The organism is Clostridiales bacterium, assembly GCA_015243575.1.
GTDB classification, from domain to species: Bacteria; Bacillota; Clostridia; order Peptostreptococcales; family Anaerovoracaceae; genus Anoxybacterium; species Anoxybacterium hadale.
Window position 1 is genome coordinate 785,521 of the sequence record CP042469.1, and the last position, 20,217, is coordinate 805,737.

Annotated in this window: 15 protein-coding genes; 10 read left to right on the plus strand and 5 right to left on the minus strand. The window is 42.8% G+C overall.

Translation table 11 applies throughout. From position 1 onward, the window contains the following. Positions 1–113: 113 nt before the first annotated feature. The 3 genes from FRZ06_03305 to trkA are packed head-to-tail and all read right to left on the minus strand — an operon-like array spanning position 114 to position 4,427. Positions 114–1,574 (minus strand): TrkH family potassium uptake protein, encoded by a 1,461-nt coding sequence (locus tag FRZ06_03305; protein QOX62456.1) that lies wholly within the window; start codon positions 1,572–1,574, stop codon positions 114–116. An 8-nt stretch (positions 1,575–1,582) separates the two neighbouring features. Continuing rightward, complete coding sequence (locus tag FRZ06_03310) at positions 1,583–3,040, minus strand: TrkH family potassium uptake protein (GenBank protein ID QOX65810.1); 1,458 nt, start codon at positions 3,038–3,040, stop codon at positions 1,583–1,585. A 22-nt stretch (positions 3,041–3,062) separates the two neighbouring features. Then, positions 3,063–4,427, minus strand: a complete 1,365-nt coding sequence (gene trkA / locus FRZ06_03315; GenBank protein ID QOX62457.1) for a Trk system potassium transporter TrkA — start codon at positions 4,425–4,427, stop codon at positions 3,063–3,065. A gap of 169 nt (positions 4,428–4,596) precedes the next feature. Between trkA and FRZ06_03320 the strand changes: the two genes are divergently transcribed. The 9 genes from FRZ06_03320 to hslU all read left to right on the plus strand — a co-directional run bounded on the left by FRZ06_03320 (position 4,597) and on the right by hslU (position 18,429). Then, positions 4,597–5,196 carry an MBL fold metallo-hydrolase gene (locus FRZ06_03320; protein ID QOX62458.1) on the plus strand — a complete coding sequence of 200 codons (600 nt, stop codon included), beginning with the start codon at positions 4,597–4,599 and terminating at the stop codon, positions 5,194–5,196. Positions 5,197–5,559: 363 nt separating this feature from the next. After that, complete coding sequence (gene thrS, locus FRZ06_03325; protein ID QOX65811.1) at positions 5,560–7,362, plus strand: threonine--tRNA ligase; 1,803 nt, start codon at positions 5,560–5,562, stop codon at positions 7,360–7,362. A gap of 392 nt (positions 7,363–7,754) precedes the next feature. After that, on the plus strand, positions 7,755–11,060 hold the full coding sequence (locus FRZ06_03330; protein ID QOX62459.1) for a HAMP domain-containing protein: 3,306 nt from the start codon (positions 7,755–7,757) through the stop codon (positions 11,058–11,060). Positions 11,061–11,305: 245 nt separating this feature from the next. Next, positions 11,306–11,650 (plus strand): YraN family protein, encoded by a 345-nt coding sequence (locus FRZ06_03335; GenBank protein ID QOX62460.1) that lies wholly within the window; start codon positions 11,306–11,308, stop codon positions 11,648–11,650. A 75-nt stretch (positions 11,651–11,725) separates the two neighbouring features. Then, on the plus strand, positions 11,726–13,306 hold the full coding sequence (locus FRZ06_03340) for a YifB family Mg chelatase-like AAA ATPase (GenBank protein QOX62461.1): 1,581 nt from the start codon (positions 11,726–11,728) through the stop codon (positions 13,304–13,306). 58 nt (positions 13,307–13,364) lie between these two features. Continuing rightward, positions 13,365–14,225, plus strand: coding sequence for a DNA-protecting protein DprA (gene dprA / locus FRZ06_03345; protein QOX62462.1), 861 nt, complete (start codon positions 13,365–13,367; stop codon positions 14,223–14,225). Positions 14,226–14,316: 91 nt separating this feature from the next. Further along, positions 14,317–16,389, plus strand: a complete 2,073-nt coding sequence (gene topA / locus FRZ06_03350; protein ID QOX62463.1) for a type I DNA topoisomerase — start codon at positions 14,317–14,319, stop codon at positions 16,387–16,389. A 51-nt stretch (positions 16,390–16,440) separates the two neighbouring features. After that, positions 16,441–16,980 carry an ATP-dependent protease subunit HslV gene (hslV, locus tag FRZ06_03355; protein QOX62464.1) on the plus strand — a complete coding sequence of 180 codons (540 nt, stop codon included), beginning with the start codon at positions 16,441–16,443 and terminating at the stop codon, positions 16,978–16,980. A gap of 21 nt (positions 16,981–17,001) precedes the next feature. Further along, entirely contained in the window at positions 17,002–18,429 is a 1,428-nt protein-coding gene (gene hslU / locus FRZ06_03360) for an ATP-dependent protease ATPase subunit HslU (GenBank protein QOX65812.1), read from the plus strand. A 136-nt stretch (positions 18,430–18,565) separates the two neighbouring features. Here the strand turns inward: hslU and FRZ06_03365 are convergent, their stop codons facing one another. Both FRZ06_03365 and FRZ06_03370 read right to left on the minus strand, forming a co-directional pair. Then, positions 18,566–18,760, minus strand: a complete 195-nt coding sequence (locus FRZ06_03365; GenBank protein ID QOX62465.1) for a helix-turn-helix transcriptional regulator — start codon at positions 18,758–18,760, stop codon at positions 18,566–18,568. Between the two features lie 12 nt (positions 18,761–18,772). Beyond that, positions 18,773–19,066 carry a hypothetical protein gene (locus FRZ06_03370; GenBank protein ID QOX62466.1) on the minus strand — a complete coding sequence of 98 codons (294 nt, stop codon included), beginning with the start codon at positions 19,064–19,066 and terminating at the stop codon, positions 18,773–18,775. Between the two features lie 316 nt (positions 19,067–19,382). Here FRZ06_03370 and codY point away from each other — a divergent pair, with 316 nt between their 5' ends. Continuing rightward, positions 19,383–20,162, plus strand: coding sequence for a GTP-sensing pleiotropic transcriptional regulator CodY (codY, locus tag FRZ06_03375; GenBank protein QOX62467.1), 780 nt, complete (start codon positions 19,383–19,385; stop codon positions 20,160–20,162). Positions 20,163–20,217 lie beyond the last annotated feature (55 nt).

Here is a 20,217-nt window from a genome sequence, read left to right on the forward strand (position 1 = left end):
TTTGAAAACAAGCAGGGTGGACATTCATAGATTGCCCGTTTTTCATTTAGAATATTCGAAGAGACCTGATGAATCGATGAATCAGTTTTTACATATTTGATCGATTTATGAGTTTATCTAGCTCTCCAAAAAGAGGGGGAAAGCAGCATAATAATGGTAAAGAGCTCAAGCCTTCCAGCAATCATTAAAACCGACATATAAAGGCGTATCGGAAGCGAAAAAATGCTGTAATTTCCATTTGGACCCAGCAAATTCATTCCCATACCGGTATTGGAAAGGGTGCTTGCGGCAGCACTTATGGTCGTCAGCATATCGTGATTTTCCAGAGAAATGACAAGAATACTGAATATAAACACGGTAAAATAAAGGATGGTAAAGGAGCTGACCTTTGATACTGTATCCGATGAAATAATCTTACCGCCGATTTTAATGGGAACTACTGCATTGGGATGAAGCCTTTTATAAATCCCCCGAATGATTAGCTTAAAGATAATCATAACACGGATAACCTTAACGGAACCACAGGTAGAGGCTGAGCAGCCCCCGATGAGCATCAAGCAAAATAGAATCATCTGGCTGAAAGATGGCCAGTACGTATAATCTGCAATAGCGTATCCGGAGGTAGATATAAAAGCGGTCGCTTGAAAAAATCCTTTTCTGACTGATTCGCCCAAGGTATCGTAAGTATCAGAGAGCCATAAATTCAATGTTATCAACAGGGCGGATATGAATAAAATCATTAGAAATGTCCGCAATTCACTGTCTTTGAAGAAATCTTTAATCCTCCCTTTTAATATAAGTCCGTAAAGAACAAAGTTCACCGAGGCGACGATGCTGAAAAAGATGATGACAAATTCGATGTAAAAATTATCAAAATGAGCAATACCTTGCTTATAGTTGGATAAGCCGCCTGTCCCAATACTGCTGAAGGTGTGGATGAGTGAATCGAAAAGATTCAGACCCCCCAGCTTCAGTAAGCAAATTTCAATAATGGTAAAAGTGAGATACATCAGATAGAGGATTCTAGCAGAGTCGGATATCTTTGTTGACATTTTTTCGACAGTGGGTCCTGGTGCTTCCGCACTGGCGATCCGAAGACCGCCGATTCCCAATGCCGGCAGGAGCGAGATGGCAAGGATAAGGATACCCATTGCGCCAAGCCAGTGGCTGAAAGATCTCCAGAACTGAATCGCTTTTGGCATGATAGAAAAATCATCTATTATGGTAGACCCAGTTGTCGTAAATCCAGAAACGGACTCAAAATACGCTTCCAGATAGTTGGGAATCGCTCCTGAAAACATATAGGGGAATGCACCGTATGCAGAGGCGATAAACCAGCAGAGCGCTGCGATGATATATCCGTCACGAATTTTTAGGGTAGTGGATTCTGTGCGAACAAAAAACAGAAGAATCAAGCCGATAGGTAAAGCGATAAGAACTGATTTTAAGAATGCAAAACCCGCTGTCCTCTCATGATAAATCACTGCAACGATGAAAGGGAGAATCATAGCTGTGCCTATCATCACTGAGATAATGCCTATGATACGGATAATAACTCTATAATTAAAGGACATATGATACCTCACTTATCGGGATTCCAAAAATGTCTGGTAAACAGCAATATGATGGTAAATAGCTCCAAACGCCCAACCAGCATAAGAATTGCCAGCATAAAAGTGGACAGATCGGAAAAAAGACTATAGTTTAAAACGGGTCCCACCAGATTGAACCCAGGCCCTATGTTCCCAAGACAAGAGGCGGCAGCGCTAGCGGTTGTTATGAGATCGAAGCCTTCAAGAGATAGTAAAAGCGTCGATCCGAAGAAAATCCCAAAGTAAAGGAAAGCAAAGCAGACTACTGAGGATATGGTATCCGTGGAGACTGGTTTATGATTCAGCTTAATAGAGACCACCGCACGCGGGTGCAGTCGTACAGAGATACCTCTCTTTAAGAGCTTAAAAAGCATGAGTATCCGTATCACCTTGATTCCTCCCGCAGTTGATGAGGAGCAGCCTCCAATAAACATGAGAAAGAATAGGATCATCTTGCTGAAGGTAGGCCACAGATCGAAGTCTGCAGAGGCAAAGCCTGTTGTTGTCATAATAGAAGCACTTTGAAAGACTGAGAACCGAAGTGACTCTCCCAGGGAAGCATAGATGCTGCTTGTCCAGAGATTCAGTGTAATCAGAGCGATAGCAGAACTGATAATAATAAAGTAGCATCGGATTTCACTATCGTAAAAAAAGTCTCGCCAATGTCCTCTTAGAGCATAGTAATACAATGAAAAGTTGGTCCCGGCAAGAAACATGAAAATGGAGATTATTATTTCAAAATACAAATTATCGTAGTGAGCAATACTATTATTATAAATGGAGAATCCTCCGGTACCAACAGATCCAAACGTATTGATCAGAGCGTCAAAGACATTCATTCCCCCAAGTATCAAAAGAAGTACTTGCAGCAAGGTCATGCCGACATAGATCAAGTACAGGATTTTTGCACTTTCAGCTGTTTTAGAAGTAAGCTTTCCGAAGGTTGGGCCTGTCGTTTCTGCTTTTGCTACTCTTTGACCGCTGATCCCAAGTGTCGGAAGCAGGGCGATTGCAAAAACTATAATTCCCATTCCGCCAATCCAGTGAGTGAAGGAACGCCAGAAAAGCAAACCCTTCGGCAATACTTCGATGTCTGTCAAAATGGAGCTTCCTGTGGTTGTAAACCCGGAAACCGTTTCAAAAAAAGCGTCAATGAAATCTGGAATATAACCAGAAATGACAAAGGGGAAGGCGCCTAACACAGAACTCAATGTCCAGCAAAGTGCAACGATTATAAAACCGTCTCGGACTTTTAAATGATCGAATTGAGCTTTAACATAAGTGGTGATGAAACCGCCGACAAACAGCATCGGCACGATTGTAGACATGAAGGATTTCATGACTTCAGTTTCACCATAAAGAAAGGCAACAAAAAGTGATGGAATCATGAGACACGCAATCAGAACGATGATAATTCCGCTAAGTTTTAAAATTGCTTTGTAGTTCAGAACCATGATGTAAAAGACACCCCTATTTAAAAAAGCCTGCTCTGCCGGAACGAATAAATTTTTCCAGATCCGGAACATCAGATAACAGACAGATGATGATTACCTTGTCATCCTTTTTGATTACTGTGTTGCCATTTGGTATGATGGCATCGGTTCCTCTATGAATTGCTGCGATCATAACTCCATCCGGCAAATCGAGATCTTCGATGGGGCGGTTGGTCAGTTTCATGTGATCACCGGCTATAATTTCAATGATTTCAGCTTGTCCCTGTATCAGTTGAGAAGAGATCACGCGCTTCGAGCCTTGAATAAACCGCAAAACATGGCTGGCGGTCATATCAAGAGGGTTTAGGGCCATGTCAATTCCCATGCTTTCGATGAGTGTTGCATAACTCTCCCTGCTGACTTTCGCAATGACATCTTCAATACCACGCTGTTTCGCCATTAGAGCCAATAATAGATTTTCTTCATCAAAGCCTGTGGCAGTGACCAGTGCATCCATTTCATCGATATCTTCTTCTTCCAAGAGGCTCATGTCTGTTGCATCGCCGTAGAGAACCAGCACATCGTCCAAATGGTTGGAAAGATACTGACACCGTTCCTTGTCTTTGTCTATTATCTTTACGGAAATACCGAATTCAGACAGCTTCTGGGCAAGATAGAGTCCTGTTTTCCCTCCGCCCAGAATCATTACCTTTTGGAGGTTGGTATATTTTCCTTTTTCATGGACTTGATCATTTAGCCGCATGATTGGAGTCTTTTCTCCCACAACGTAGAGGGAGTCGTCCCTCATGATTTCCGTGCCCTTTTTTGGTATGATGACTTTGCCATTGCGCGAAATCGCTACCACATGCATATTGCCGAGGGATTCGTTCACATAATATACAGTTTTTCCAATAATCTCAGTCATTCTATCGGTTGAAAATTCCACCAGAGAAATTTTTCCACTGGTAAAGATTCCATTACTGAGTGTATATTTTTCAACGAGATATTTATAGATCTCCAACGTGATAGAAAGATCAGGGTTTACGATATAATCGATATTCATTAAATCCTTCAAAAAGTCAAGCTGGTTCATATGCTCTGGATCCCGGACTCTGGCAATTACTTTTTTGCATCCTAATTTTTTTGCAAAAGCACAGATCACAATATTCTTTTCGTCGGCATTGGTGGCTGATATCAGATAATCATATGTATCAATTTCAATGCTTTCCAGCAGACTAATCTGTTTTGCGTTTCCCACCACAGTGAGAATATCCATTTGGGAAGACAGTTTCTGAAGAAGGGCTTCATTTTTATCTATTATGGTGACGGAATGGTCTCCGCCCAAGATCGCTTCAGCAATTTTGATCCCAAGCTTACCTGCTCCGGCGATGGCAACTTTCATTTTCAAACCTCTTTCGAATATATGATTTTACAATAATATCTAATATTGTAACCTTATTTGGTGCGAAAGCAATATCTTTTTCCTATTTCTTGATAAAATTATCAGGATTCTATTTGTTATTCTTCCAAAATGGTCTAAAATAAAACATATGATCTTATTATAAAACGAGGTGGAAATTGTGAAAATAAAACGATTGATAGGCGGAAATCTTGAAAGCAATGGTTATGTGATCTATGACAGGGAGCAGGGAGAGTGTTTTGTGGTGGATCCGGGCTATAATGGGGATAAATTCGTAAAGATCATCAATGATCTGGGGTTGCACATGAAAGGGATTCTTTTAACCCATCACCACTATGATCATGTGGGTGGAGTGGATAAGATCAAGGAAATGACAGACTGTCCAGTATACCTTCACAGAGCTGATGCTGATGTGTATAAAAAGGAAGTGGAAGTGCTTTTAGAGGATGGAGATACGCTTGCCTTGGGTGAGGAAGAACTCAAGGTCATTAGTACACCGGGACACACAAAGGGCAGCATATGTCTTTATTCAGAACAAAGTAAGCTGGCATTTACAGGAGACACAATTTTTAACGTTGATATCGGAAGGACAGATCTTAGTGATGGCTCACCGTCTGAAATGGAACGATCTATTAAAGGTATCATTAATCTGTGGAGCAATGAAATTACAATCTACCCAGGGCATGGAGATTCTTGCAGCATGAAATTTGTCAGGAATAACAACCAGGAATTTTTGGATGCAATAGGATGAGGCTGTGCCGTTGACAACGGCATTGTCGCGTAATATAATGAAAAAAACATCCGCAATGATGAGAAGAGTAAAAGGAATTATTTCTTACCAGAGAAAAGGCATCTGTGGCTGAAAGTGCTTTTATACAGAAATCCTTTGAAGACCACCTCGGAGCAGGAACGGTGATTCCGTTATCATCACAATGAGTTTCAATTAGGGTGGAACCACGGGTATTACTCTCGTCCCTTACAGTTTTGTATCGGACGGGAGTTTTTTTATCTGCTTGGAAATATCGTATCGTTTCCTATCAGATAAAAATGGGAGTGCAGAAGCGGAACCCCTTGTCGATAAAGGAGAGTACTCAGATATAAGGAGGATTGAATGATGTTTAAAGTAACATGGAAAGACGGAAATACAGAATTGATGGATTTTGATACAGAGGAGGGCAGAGCTGCGTTTCGGCATACCGCGTCCCATATTCTTGCCCAGGCGGTAAAAAGGCTCTATCCGGAGGTAAAACTAGCCATAGGGCCGTCAATAGATAATGGATTTTATTATGATTTTGACAGCGATATGAGTTTTTCTCCGGAAGTATTGCAAAACATTGAGGAAGAAATGGGGAAAATCGTCAAGGAGGCAATTCCGCTAGAGCGGATTGTTTTGCCGCGAGATGAAGCAATAGCGCTCATGGAGGAGAGAAATGAACCGTATAAATTGGAGATGATACGAGATTTGCCAGAAGGGGAAGAGATAACCTTCTTCAAGCAGGGAGAATTCATCGACCTTTGCGCAGGACCACACCTGACATCCACAGAAAAAGTAAAAGCTTTTAAGCTGACTGGAACTGCGGGAGCCTATTGGCGGGGCAGCGAGAAGAATAAGATGCTGAAAAGAATCTACGGTACATCATTTCCCAAGAAAAGCGAATTGGAAGAATATCTTACGCGGGTAGAAGAAGCAAAATTAAGGGATCATAACAAACTGGGAAGAGAACTGGAGATGTTTACTACGGTGGACTATATCGGACAGGGCCTGCCCATTCTCATGCCGAAAGGTGCAAAAGTGATTCAGCTTCTTCAGCGTTTTGTTGAAGATGAAGAGGAACGCCGCGGATACCAGCTGACTAAGACACCGCTTATGGCCAAAAATGATCTATACAAGATCTCAGGGCATTGGGATCATTATCGGGAAGGGATGTTTGTCATCGGCAATACTGAGAAGGAAGACGGAGAAGTTTTTGCGCTCAGACCCATGACCTGTCCGTTTCAGTTTCAGGTATATCTGGCAAAACAGAGAAGTTATCGTGACCTGCCCATGAGGTTCAATGAGACGTCCACCCTATTTCGAAATGAGTCCTCAGGGGAGATGCACGGGTTGATACGCGTAAGACAATTCACCATCTCCGAGGGTCATATTGCATGTACTCCGGATCAGCTGGAGCAGGAATTTGCAGATTGTATCGATCTTGCCAACTTTATGCTGAGAACCGTGGGATTGGATGATGATGTGTCCTATCGTTTCTCCAAGTGGGATCCAAACAACAAAGAAAAATATATCGGTACAGAGCAACAATGGGAAGAAGTCCAAAATCGAATGAGACAAATTCTCGATCATCTAGGACTAGAGTACAAAGAGGAAGAGGGGGAAGCTGCCTTTTACGGCCCGAAGCTGGATATTCAGATCAAAAATGTTCATGGTAAGGAGGATACTCTGATCACGGTTCAGATCGATTTTCAACTTTCAGAAAAATTTGGAATGCAGTATGTGGACAGTGACGGACAAAAAAAGTTTCCTTATGTCATTCATCGGACCTCCATCGGCTGCTATGAAAGAACCCTTGCACTACTTATTGAGAAATATGCGGGAGCATTACCTGCGTGGCTGGCCCCGGTGCAGGTAAAAATCCTGCCTCTGGTTGACAAGCAGCACGCTTATGCGGCAGAAATCAAGAAAGCGCTGCAGCGCCAGGGGATCAGAGCTGAGGTTGACCTTAGAAATGAAAAGGTAGGATATAAAATCAGAGAAGCACAGATGGAAAAAGTCCCCTATATGTTGGTGGTCGGAGCCAAGGAAGAAGAAAACAAAACTGTGTCAGTACGGGCAAGAAAACAGGGAGATCTTGGAGTGCTGACGCTGGAGGACTTTGCAGCACGCATCATGGAGGAAATTAAAAACAAGGATAAATGAGCAACTTTCATATAAAAACATGATCAAACTATGTGTCGTTTCGATGGTGCGTGAATTCACAACTAATATGGAATAAAAACCCAAAAGCAAGCAAAGCGAGCGGTGCTCCCAGGGGATCACGCTCGCTTTGTTTCGTTATTTTGTGCGTAGATTTTACAAATTCACACTTGTCTGCAAAAGAAATTAATGGTAAACTCTTGTCTGGTCTTCAAGTCCTCACAGAAGCTATGCTGCGGAGAAAATCGACGGCGCATCTAATTATCAACCGGAATAGGAATATCTGCGCAAATTTATTTGCATGTGCCAAATCAACTCAGGTCAAACAAGTTATTTTCATAACAGGTATCACATATAAGATTCTATTTTTGTTTATTTAATCAAGGAGACAGACAATGAAGATGAAAGGGAACAAAGAAAAAATTCTGGTCAGAAGAAAGAGCTTGCTGCACAAGATTCTGGCATGGATCGGCACACCGGTTTTTTTGACGTATTGCATTGCAGCGGTATTGATCCTGAGCCTCGTAGGGGGTTCTATCGTAAAACTAAGAAATGAAGAACTTGCATCCAGTTCCAGAGCAGTCGCCAATGAGATCAACGGAACATTAACCAATTATCTGGAAATTACGGATCAGATGTCCTTCAACAGCCAATTTGAAAACTTCTGCAAAATCGTAGTTCCGGGAGTAAGTATTGTGTCTGCGCCGGACATCGAGAATGTCATGCGTTCCATGAGAAAAATCTCTGATGAGAATCCCGATTTTATGTGCGCTTGGGTCGCTGATTTTGACACAAATCAGCTGATTGACTCCGACGAATGGGTATCTGGTTCCGACTACATCATAACAACAAGAGATTGGTATAAAGGGATTACAGAGAAGAAGGGTTCCATCATAACAGCACCTTACATCGATGCAACAACACAGTTGGCAGTGGTTAGTACAGTATCGCCTGTTTACGATTCTGATACAGGTGAAATGATCGGTGCTGTTGGTTTAGATTTTAACATTGATAGCATCTATTCCATGGTAAGCAAGTATCAATTGGGTGAGACAGGCTTCTTTATCCTTGTCAGCAGCGATGGTACAACTATTTATCACCCCAACGAAGCATATAAGAACATTCTTGTAGGGGAGACAAAGATGTCAGAAAATATCATCGATCAGATCCTGAAAAGGAGTGAAGGGCCAGTCGAGTATACAACAGATGGGAAGAAAAGCAGCGGATATGTAACCCCTGTGGGTGAAACAGGCTGGGTTGTAGCTTCCGGTTTGCCGCTGGCAGAATTTAATCTCATACAAAGCAAGGTCCAGCAATCAGTCTTTCTGATTTTCGGCCTTGCGTTTTGCTTCATTCTTCTAATGATATTTTTTATCTCGAAAAGGATTGTTTCTCCCATCAAGCAGCTGGCGCTAGCGTCGGATAAACTTGCACTTGGAGATGTGGATGTCGCCATTGATGTCAGAAGAAGTGATGATGAGGTTGGGGAACTGGCAGATTCCTTTAATAAGATGATCGAGAATATTAAATCTCAGGCAAGAGTGGCAGAGCGGGTAGCGGACGGGGATTTAAACATACAAATTGAGCCAAGGTCTGAGAATGATATCCTAAGCAAGAGTTTTATAAAGGTCGTGACATCCCTAAATGATCTGGTGGAAGAGGCAGAATCCATGACTTTGGCGGCGATAGAGGGCAGACTTGACTCCCGTGGCAGGTCGGAACGCTTTCACGGCGGATATCAGGAAATTATCCATGGTTTTAACCGAACGCTGGATGCACTAATTACTCCGCTTCGCACCATCTCTGATTACATAGAGCGGATCAGCACCGGTGATATTCCGAAGAGGATTTCTAAATCGCAGAATGGAGAATATGATAAGATTAAAAATAGTGTGAACACTTGCATTGACGCGGTAAATCTGCTGATTGAAGATGCGCTGATGCTAGCGGAGGCAGGAGTAAATGGCAAGCTTTCTGTTCGCGCTGATGCGTCTCGGCATGGTGGGGATTTTGGTATGATCATCGACGGTGTCAACAGGACACTGGATTCAGTGGTGGGCCCCTTGAACTCAGCGGCAATTTACATCGAAAAGATTGGCAGAGGAGAGATTCCCGATGAAATTAGCCAGGAGTATCAAGGTGATTTCAATGATATTAAAAACAGTATCAATGCCTGCATCGTTGGACTTGGCGGTATTGTTGAGGCAAATGAAGTTGTAACGAAAATGAGCCTGAATGATTACTCCCTAAAGGTAAAGGGAGCATATGAAGGAATCTTCAAACAGATGGCGGAATCGGTAAACTTACTGAACCATCGTATGAATGGTGTTGTGGAAATTTTGACTCATGTTGGAAACGGAGATCTTGGTGACTTGGATGAGATCAGAGCCGGTGGAAAACGAAGTGAAGGAGATAGTCTTTTTCCTGCACTCATCACTCTGGAAGAGGGAATTAAAGCGCTGGTAGATGAGACCAAAGCGCTGTCGGAGTCAGCGGTATCAGGAAATCTGGACAAGCGTGGTGATGTGGAAAAATTCCAAGGAGAATATAAGCAGGTCGTCTTGGGAATCAACCGTACGCTGGAAGCCGTGATTGCACCGATTCATGAAGCCTCCCAGGTTCTGACCGAGATGGCAAAGGGCAACCTTCATACCTTGATGCAGGGGGAATATGCCGGAGATCACGCTGTGATCAAGGATGCATTAAATGGTACCATTGGCAATATCAGAAGCTATATCAAAGAGATCTCGGAGGTACTGGCAGAACTATCCGAAGGAAATCTGGATCTTTCCATCACAGCAGATTATAAGGGCGACTTTGTGATCATTAAAGAATCCATGAATCGGATCACGACTACCTTGAGCCAGGTTCTCAGCGAGATTCGGATCGCTTCCAATCAGGTAGCCTCCGGATCACGGCAGGTCTCAAACGGCAGTCAGGTGCTGTCGCAGGGGACGACGGAGCAAGCCAGCGCCATTCAGGAGCTCACTGCTTCTATGAATGAAATGGCTCTGCAGACCAAAGAAAACGCAGCTAATTCAAATGAGGTGAACGGCCTTGTTGAAAGCGCGAAGAACCATGCGGAAAAGGGAAATCTGCATATGAAGGATATGTTGGCCTCTATGGGAGAAATTAACGCGGCTTCAGCAAACATTTCCAAGATTATTAAGGTAATCGACGATATCGCATTCCAGACCAATATTTTGGCACTGAATGCAGCGGTGGAAGCAGCGAGAGCCGGGGCCCACGGCAAGGGATTTGCTGTTGTGGCTGAGGAAGTCAGGAGTCTGGCCGCCAGAAGTGCCGCTGCTGTCAAGGATACAGCTGCTTTGATTGAAGGCTCCATGAGTAAGGTACACACGGGTTCGGCCATTGCAAATGAAACCGCAGCAGCCTTGGATCAGATTGTTCAGGAAATTGAAAAGGTTGCTGATTTCATTGATAAAATTGCCGTTTCCTCTAACGATCAGGCTACGGGGATTATACAGATCAATAAAGGAATTGAACAAGTTTCTTCCGTAATTCAGAACAATTCCGCTACTGCAGAGGAGAGTGCAGCCGCAAGTGAAGAGCTTTCCAGCCAGGCCGAGATGCTGAAAGAGATGGTGAGCAGATTCCAACTAAATAATAGTTTGGACCGAGAACCGCCGATGCAGCTAGATTCCATAAAAATATTGGAGAGCGGATCAGATAAATACTAATCTTATGAAATCTAGTTGTTGATTTGAAAATAGTATCGCAACGCTTATCACTCCAGGTAAACTCTCTCAAATAAAAGAAATAGAGGCAGCTCGGAAATTTTCCGGGGCTGCCTCTATTTTATACGATTTTATCAGCTACCGAGCAGCTATAAATGTAATTAATTGACAATTGAAAAATAAAATGGTATATTGTGGAATAAGACAAAAACTGATTCAATTCCTTTCACTGAAAACAGGAGGGACTTATGACCCTGGGCAGTTGGGGCGAACTCGCCGCTGAAAAGTATCTGAAAAAAGAAGGTTACATTATTTTAGAAAGAAATTATCGATGTAGAATCGGAGAACTGGATATCATCGCACTTGATGGGGACTGCATGGTATTTGTTGAGGTGAAAACGAGGCAAAGCCAAAGCTTTGGCCTTCCATGCGAAGCAGTCCACCAAGAGAAAATAAGACACATCAAGCGAACAGCAGCCTATTATTTGATGATGAATCCTTATAATGATTTCGACCAGAGAATCGATGTGCTGGAAATCTTAAGAATAGATGCTCAAGCATACCTACGTCATGTGAAAAATATAACGGGGTAGTCTGCAGTGGTTAAACCCATTGCATTATACTGACCCGTAATCATGGTTCTAAAAAGATTAGAAAGGTAAAAACAAATGTACTCACAGGTGAAAAGCGGTTCTCTTTACGGACTGGATTCAGAACAAGTCATGGTTGAAGTCGATTTGTCCCCTGGGCTGCCAGCCTTCAATCTGGTGGGTCTGCCCGATATTTCCGTGAGAGAATCCAAGGAACGGATCAGGGCTGCTATGGTAAACTCGAATTTTCCATTTCCTTCGAAGAGAATCACGATTAATTTAGCTCCGGCAGGAACGAAAAAAGAAGGGACGCATTTTGATCTGCCCATTGCACTTGGCGTTATGGCTGCCAATGGTACTGTGAAAAAAAGTGTTGTCTCATCCTTTGCGTTTTTGGGAGAGCTTTCGCTTGACGGAAAGCTGAATCGAATCGACGGAGCATTGCCGCTGGCAATCGGATTAAGAAATTACGGGGTTAAAAAAATTATTTTGCCATCTGCAAATGCTGCAGAAGTTGCGGCCATCGACGATATTTTACTATACCCAGCAGAAAGTCTGGGGCAGATCGTATCCTTCTTAAAGGGTAAGGAGAAAATTACCCCCTACGCAAAGCATCCCCGTGAAGAAGCAAAAAAAAGTGTGGAACATCTTGATTTCAGCGATGTGGCTGGGCAGGAAACCGTCAAGCGAGCCATGCAAATCGCAGCGGCAGCGTCTCATAATTTACTCCTCATTGGTCCGCCGGGAGCTGGAAAAACAATGATGGCCAAAAGAATATCTGGAATTCTGCCTGAAATGAGCTATGAAGAAAAGCTTGAGGTCACAAAGATTTACAGTGTGACAGGGAAACTGACTTCAGATCATCCCATGATCACGGCAAGACCTTTTCGTGCGCCCCATCATACGGTATCAGGGCCGGCCTTGGTGGGAGGCGGCGTAAGCCCAAGACCCGGTGAAGTATCACTTGCTCATTGCGGAGTTTTGTTTTTGGATGAGCTTCCGGAATTCAGCCGCTATGTGCTGGAAATGCTGCGGCAGCCGGTGGAGGATGAAAAGGTCTCCATCTCCAGAATCAGAGGGACCGTTACCTTTCCATCTCGCTTTCTGCTTCTTGCCTCTATGAATCCATGCCCTTGCGGCTATTATGGTGATCCAACACATGCGTGTACCTGCACTCAAAATCAAATACGAAGTTACCTGTCTAAGGTATCCGGACCCTTACTGGATAGGATGGATATGCATATCGAAATACTTCCGGTGAAGTACAGTGAGCTTGCGGGGCTGGGACTTGATTCGAATCAGCAAATGGGAGCCTTCAAGCAAAAAACATCGGAAGAACTGCGAAAGGACGTTGAGCAAGCCAGGGAAGTCCAGCTTGAACGCTATAAAAGTGAATCCATCTGCTACAATTCACAACTGACGACAGGATTGATTAGAAAATACTGTGCTTTAGATCGAGAAACAGAAACGCTGCTGGAACATGCATTTCATAAGTTATCTTTTAGTGCAAGAGCTCATTATAAAATCATCAAGCTGGGGAGGACTATTGCCGATTTGGAAGGGGAAGAACAAATTCGCCTTCATCACATCGCGGAAGCGATTCAATACAGAAGTCTTGACAAAATGTACAGGGGAATGGTGATGGTAAGCCCCAGGTAGCACCTATATAATAGAAGAAAAAATTTTGAAGAAGCAATCAGGAATAAACAGGTGAAATATGGATAAGATCAAAAAAGTAAAAGTAGGGGAGAAAGATTACCCTGAACTGCTCAATTACATTGGAAATCCACCAGAGGCACTTTACTATCAAGGAGACATCACGCTGGCAAGCGAACCTTTGATTGCCGTTGTGGGTGCTAGAAAAGCATCCTCATATGGAAAATGGGCAGCGTACCATTTGTCAGAGAAACTTTCGGAATTCGGCATCGGTGTGGTAAGCGGAATGGCTTATGGCATTGATGCCTATGCACATAAAGGAGCTGTTGATTATGGAGGCAGGACCATCGCAGTACTCGGCTGTGGTGTCGATATCTGTTATCCAGCTTCCAATCGTGCATTGAAAGAGGAAATCTTAAAAACAGGGTTGATTCTATCAGAGTATGAGCCGGGGGTTCCGCCGCTGCCTTTTCGGTTTCCGCTTCGAAATCGCATCATCAGCGGACTTTGTATCGGAACCGTTGTTGTTGAAGCCGGACTGAACAGTGGCTCGCTGATTACTGCAGAGTATGCGGCGGAACAAGGCAGGAATATTTACGCTGTGCCAGGGAATATAAATAATGTGAGCAGCTTCGGTGCCAATAAATTAATCAAGGACGGAGCTGTTCCTTTAATCGTATTTGATGATATTATAGATGAATTGGGGATCAACCGCTCAAAAAAGAAATCAATAGCAGAAATAGAACTCGGTGAAGACGAAAAAAAAATTTATGATTATATTCGTTTCAATGGTGAGTCCACAACGGACGAAGTATGCAGAAACACCGGAAGAAAGCCTTCGGAGATCAATTCCATGGTTACAATTTTGGAAATGAAAGGACTACTTCAGACCGCTCTTGGAAAAATTTTTATTGCAAAATGAAACTATTGGAAATATAATCTGTTCTTGTAAGAAGTCGTAATACAATGCGAAATGATTTCTAAACAGAAAAAATCGATAAAGGAGGCTGAAAATGGCCGATAAAAATCTGGTGATCGTAGAATCTCCATCAAAAGCAAAGACCATCGGCAAGTTTTTAGGCAGCAAATATAAAGTAGTCGCATCGGTGGGACACATCAGAGATTTGCCGAAAAGCAAGCTGGGCATCAATATAGAAAATAACTTTGAACCGGAGTACATCTCGATTCGGGGCAAAGGAGATATTATAAAGGCAATGAAAAAGGAAGCAAAGGATGCTGGCAGAGTATTCCTCGCAACTGACCCTGACCGCGAAGGTGAGGCCATTTCCTGGCACATTGCTTATTTGCTTGGAATCAATGCTGATGAACCATGCAGAATCGTGTTTAATGAAATTACAAAGGGAGCGATTCAAAATGCGGTAAAGCATCCGCGGCAGATTGATAAGAAGCTGGTGGACGCGCAGCAGGCAAGGCGTGTTTTGGATCGTCTTGTGGGCTACAAGATTAGTCCTTTGCTGTGGAGAAAAATTAGAAGAGGTCTCAGCGCCGGTAGAGTTCAATCTGCAGCTTTGAAAATTATTTGTGACAGAGAAAAATCCATACTGGACTTCGTTCCAAAGGAATTTTGGAATATTACCGCAATGCTGATGAACGAGAGCAAGGGCAAGGAAAAACAAAAGAAATTTGCTGCAAAGCTCACGGAACACAAGGGTAAGAAAATAACTGTATCCAATAAGGCAGAAGCGGATCATATTTTATCTGAGCTGGATGGAAAAGATTTTGTTATACAGAAAATAGAAGAACGGGAAAAGGTGAGAAAACCGAATCCTCCTTTTACAACAAGCAGTCTTCAGCAGGAAGCATCTACAAAGCTGAACTTCTATACCAAGAAGACCATGCTCATTGCTCAGCAGCTATATGAAGGAATCGAAATCAAAGGCCACGGAACAGTAGGTCTTGTTACCTATATCCGTACTGACTCTGTCAGAATTTCAGATGAAGCTCAGAACGCAGCAGTGGAGTATATCAAGGACAAGTATTCGGATCGTTATTTAGGAAATCATGTGTTTACCAACAAGAAAAAAGATGTGCAGGATGCCCATGAGGCAATCCGCCCTAGTATTGTAACTTTGCATCCTGATGAAATCAAGGATTCATTGACCAAGGACCAATACAGCCTATACCGGCTGATCTGGTCTCGCTTTATTGCCAGCAGAATGTCATCGGCAGTTTATGATAGTGTCAGCGCAGAGATCGTAAACGGAGATTATACTTTTAAAGCCAACGGCTCAAAGATGAAATTTGATGGATATCTCAAGGTATATAATAATGTGATGGATGAGGATGAAGAGAAGATGCTGCCGCTGCTCAAGGAAGGCGACAAGCCATCTCTCCTTGATATGCTCAGCGAACAGAGCTTTACCCAGCCGCCTTCCCGCTTCAGCGAGGCTTCTTTGGTCAAGGATCTGGAGGATAAGGATATCGGCAGACCGAGTACTTATGCACCGATTATTGCGACGCTCATCGAGCGGAAATATATTACGCGGGAAAAGAAGATGCTCAAACCTACAGAGCTGGGCTTCATTGTTACAGATTTGATGGAAACCTATTTCAAAGAGATCGTTGATGCGGGCTTTACCGCCGATATGGAGGAGAAGCTTGACGACATTGAAGTAAAAAATACCGAATGGAAAACCATCATAGCAGATTTTTACGGTATCTTGGAACAAGAACTACAGGTTGCGGACGAGGCCATTGAAAAAGTAAATATTGAAGACGAACTGACCGATGAAATCTGTGAGGTCTGTGGAAAGCAGATGGCTATTAAGCATGGCAGATTTGGTGAGTTTTTGGCGTGCAGTGGTTATCCGGAATGCAAAAATACAAAACCTATCGTCAGCAAAATTGATGTTAAATGCCCGGATTGTGGGAAAGATATCATTGCGAGAAAGAGCAAAAAAGGTCGTGTGTTTTATGGTTGCAGCGGCTACCCGGAATGCAATAAGCTGTATTGGAATAAACCGGTGGATAAAAAGTGTCCCAACTGTTCTTCGCTGCTTACAGAGAAAAAAACAAAAACCACAAATTATTTGTGTTCCAACCCCGAATGTGGGTATAAAGAATAAGTCGATTTATCACGAATCGTGATTCGTGATTTCATAGGAGGTAGTAACAAAATGGGAGATTTTCACGCAACTACAATCGTTGCTGTCAGACGGAATGAGAATGACATCTGTATTGGGGGGGATGGCCAGGTCACGATGGGACAGAGTGCCATCATGAAACAAACCGCAAAAAAAGTAAGAAAAATATATAAAAATACAGTGATCACCGGCTTTGCCGGATCTGTTTCCGATGCATTTGCACTGACCGAGAAATTTGAAAAGAAGTTGGAAGAGCACTCAGGCAATCTAAAACGTGCCGCTGTAGCATTGGCACAAACCTGGAGATCAGATAAGGCTATGAGGAACTTGGAAGCGCTGATGGTGGCTGCCGATAAGGAGAGCCTCTTGGTGATTTCCGGAAACGGAGAAGTCATTGAGCCCGATGATGATTTTATTGCCATTGGTTCGGGAGGAAACTTTGCGTATGCTGCCGCCAACGCGCTCTACAAGCATACGGAAATGAATGCTGAGGAAATTGTGAGGGAAGCATTAAATATTGCTTCGTCTATTTGTGTCTACACAAATAGCAACATTTCCGTAGAAAAGCTGTAAGGGGGAATAGAGATGAGCACACTGTATAGCATGACTCCGAAAGAAATTGTAAAAGAACTGGATAAATATATTATCGGTCAAGACAGCGCTAAGAAATCAGTTGCTGTGGCACTTAGAAACCGATACAGAAGAAGTCTGCTCCCTGAAGAAATGAGGGAAGAGATCACACCGAAAAACATTCTTATGATGGGCCCGACCGGTGTTGGAAAAACTGAGATCGCAAGAAGACTTGCAAAACTTATGGATGCGCCATTTGTTAAGGTAGAGGCAACTAAGTTTACAGAGGTTGGATATGTGGGCAGAGATGTGGATTCCATGGTCCGAGATCTGGTGGAAGCATCTATCCGTATTACCAAACAGAACCGTCTGCAGGAGAAGTACTCCATTGCGGAAGAAATCGCTGATGAAAAAATTATTGAGGCGATTATACCAGGGAAGAAAAAACCAGCCCAGAGCTCCGGCGGAGTGAGAGGGCCATTTGATTTTATCCTGGGAGGAGGCTTTCAGACCAATCAGAACAGTCAGAATCAGATTCCAGGAGCAAAGGATGAGACCCAGTCAGAGAAGGGCGATGTGGAACTGGCTAGAGAGCAGGTCAGACAGCAGCTTAAAGACGGCCTTCTGGAAGAGCAGTTTATTGAAATTGAAGTCAATGATACTCCTAAGACCAACAATCTGGATCTTGGAAATGAAGGTATGAGCATTGCCATTGGCAATATCTTTGGTGACATGATGCCACAGAAAAAGAAGAACAAGAAGGTTCGCGTCAAGGATGCAAGAAAAATATTGCGGGAACAGGAAGCACAAAATCTCATTGACATGGATCAAGTTACCATAGAAGCACTGGAAAATGCCGAACAAAACGGTATTATATTCATCGACGAAATTGATAAGATCGCTTCCGGCTCTGGGTATCGCTCAGGAGCTGATGTTTCGAGAGAAGGTGTCCAAAGAGATATTTTGCCTATCGTGGAAGGCAGTGTCATCAATACAAAGTATGGACCGGTAAAAACAGATCATGTTCTGTTTATTGGGGCCGGGGCATTCCATATCTCAAAACCAACAGATCTGATCCCCGAACTTCAGGGACGTTTTCCAATCCGTGTAGAGCTGGAAAATCTCACAAAGGAAGCTTTTGTTCAGATCTTGACCGTGCCGGAAAATGCGCTGCTGAAACAGCATAAAATGCTTCTTGAGACAGAAGGAATCAAAGTGACCTTTACGGATGATGCCGTGGAAGAAATCGCTACAATGGCATTTCTAACCAATGAGCAGACGGAAAACATCGGTGCCCGTAGACTTCACACAGTAATGGAAAAACTTCTTGAGGAAATCTCTTTCAATATTCCGGAAATGAATGAGGAAGAGATCGTCATCGATAAAGAATACGTAAAAGAGAAATTCCTTGATCGAATTCATGCTGATGACATTGATCGGTATATCCTGTAATATAATCAGTATATCAAGTAATTGAACCGATAATAGCAGTAATAAAATAGCTCTATAATAGACCATCAGAAGATTATCTAAGATGAACGTAACGTAAAAGGCCAGCATATTGCAAAATGCAATTGCTGGCCTTCCACTATTCTTCCAGCAGAAAAATGCTTTCAACCGGTAGCTCCAATAGTTTGGCGATTTTCATCGCCAAATCAAGGGTAGGATTGTACTTGTTGTTTTCAATTGCATTAATCGTCTGCCGGGTTACTCCTAATTGTGCCGCCATATCTTCTTGACGCAACCCCAAATTTTTCCGTAACTCTTTGATCCGATTTTTCACACCATAGCCCTCTTACAAATTAAAAAAATAAAGGAGGCTGCCGAACGCCAGCAGAAACAGGATGCAGATTGCGGCGCTTAACATATATTTGCGCCCGTTTGCATCATCAACCTTAGCTTTTGAAATTTGGCTTACCAGAAAATAAACGATGATCTGCATGCCAAAAAGAAAAGAAGCAACAGAAGCTTGCTGTTTCTGTAAGTAATCGTTGATACTCCAAGCAAACAAAGCGATGGCTGTAAAACCCCAGCTCCATTTAATTGCACTCAGATTAATGTTCATTTCCATTTCGTCCATCTTTTTCATATAGAATACTCCTTTCGAAATGTCAAAAGTAATTGACATTTGCAGTATAACTTCTTTGTGGGTAAATGTCAAGAACGTTTGACATTTTAATTCGGGCGCGCTTGCTTCACATGTTCCTATTTTTGATGATTCAATAAACGTTAGAACTTAGATATCAACGGGGTTCATCCAAATTGTACAGAATGATGAAACTTTTTTGAACAATCAAAAAAATCTATTTTACATTGCTAATATTTCATATATAATGATTACAAATAGATTAATATTTAACAATTACTATTTTAAATAATGAGAATAAATAATAATGGAGGAATTTATGGAAAGGGATATACTTACCAAGGTAAGAAAGCTGAACTGGGTACTCCAGGAAAGCGCTTCCGGCGTCTTTTCATTCAATGACCTTTGCGGGATATTGAGTGACCTGATGGATGCAAATGTTTACATTGCCAATAAAAGAGGAAAGGTGATAGGCGTTCATTACAAGATAAAATCAGACAGCTCTACCATTACCGACCCGGAGACCGGGAGTGAAAAGTTCCCAAATGAATACAATGAGGCTTTGCTGAAAGTTGTTGAAACAGAGGCTAACCTGAAGGCTGAGGAGGCTCTGGAAATTTTTAAGTACGACTATGATACTTATGATAAGCTCCATACGATCATTCCGATCCTCGGTGGCGGCCAAAGACTGGGAACCTTGATTGTGACCAGATATAAACCGGAATTCACAGATGAGGATCTGGTACTGGGAGAATATGGTGCAACCGTAGTGGGTCTGGAGATCCAACGGCGGAAAACCCTCGAGATTGAGGAGGATGCAAGAAAGAGAGCAGTGGTACAAATGGCTATTGGAACACTGTCCTATTCAGAAATTGAAGCGGTGCAGCAGATTTTCGCAGAACTGAAAGGAACTGAAGGCCTCCTTGTTGCCAGCAAGATTGCGGATCGATCCGGCATTACTCGTTCGGTAATTGTGAATGCACTACGCAAATTAGAAAGCGCAGGGGTTATTGAATCTCGTTCCCTCGGAATGAAGGGCACCCATATCAAGATCCTCAATGGAAAATTTATGGAAGAACTGGATAAGCTGGAAGTATAACGCTGTACCTGATTTACATCTGGAAAGCGTTAAAAAGATTACTTAATTTAATAAA

Bases quoted from the DNA above. Each gene is read 5' to 3' on its own strand.
- FRZ06_03305 (QOX62456.1), bottom strand. From the start codon at position 1,574: ATGTCCTTTAATTATAGAGTTATTATCCGTATCATAGGCATTATCTCA.
- trkA (QOX62457.1), bottom strand. From the start codon at position 4,427: ATGAAAGTTGCCATCGCCGGAGCAGGTAAGCTTGGGATCAAAATTGCT.
- thrS (QOX65811.1), top strand. From the start codon at position 5,560: ATGTTTAAAGTAACATGGAAAGACGGAAATACAGAATTGATGGATTTT.
- FRZ06_03330 (QOX62459.1), top strand. From the start codon at position 7,755: ATGAAGATGAAAGGGAACAAAGAAAAAATTCTGGTCAGAAGAAAGAGC.
- FRZ06_03335 (QOX62460.1), top strand. From the start codon at position 11,306: ATGACCCTGGGCAGTTGGGGCGAACTCGCCGCTGAAAAGTATCTGAAA.
- FRZ06_03340 (QOX62461.1), top strand. From the start codon at position 11,726: ATGTACTCACAGGTGAAAAGCGGTTCTCTTTACGGACTGGATTCAGAA.
- dprA (QOX62462.1), top strand. From the start codon at position 13,365: ATGGATAAGATCAAAAAAGTAAAAGTAGGGGAGAAAGATTACCCTGAA.
- topA (QOX62463.1), top strand. From the start codon at position 14,317: ATGGCCGATAAAAATCTGGTGATCGTAGAATCTCCATCAAAAGCAAAG.
- hslV (QOX62464.1), top strand. From the start codon at position 16,441: ATGGGAGATTTTCACGCAACTACAATCGTTGCTGTCAGACGGAATGAG.
- FRZ06_03370 (QOX62466.1), bottom strand. From the start codon at position 19,066: ATGAAAAAGATGGACGAAATGGAAATGAACATTAATCTGAGTGCAATT.
- codY (QOX62467.1), top strand. From the start codon at position 19,383: ATGGAAAGGGATATACTTACCAAGGTAAGAAAGCTGAACTGGGTACTC.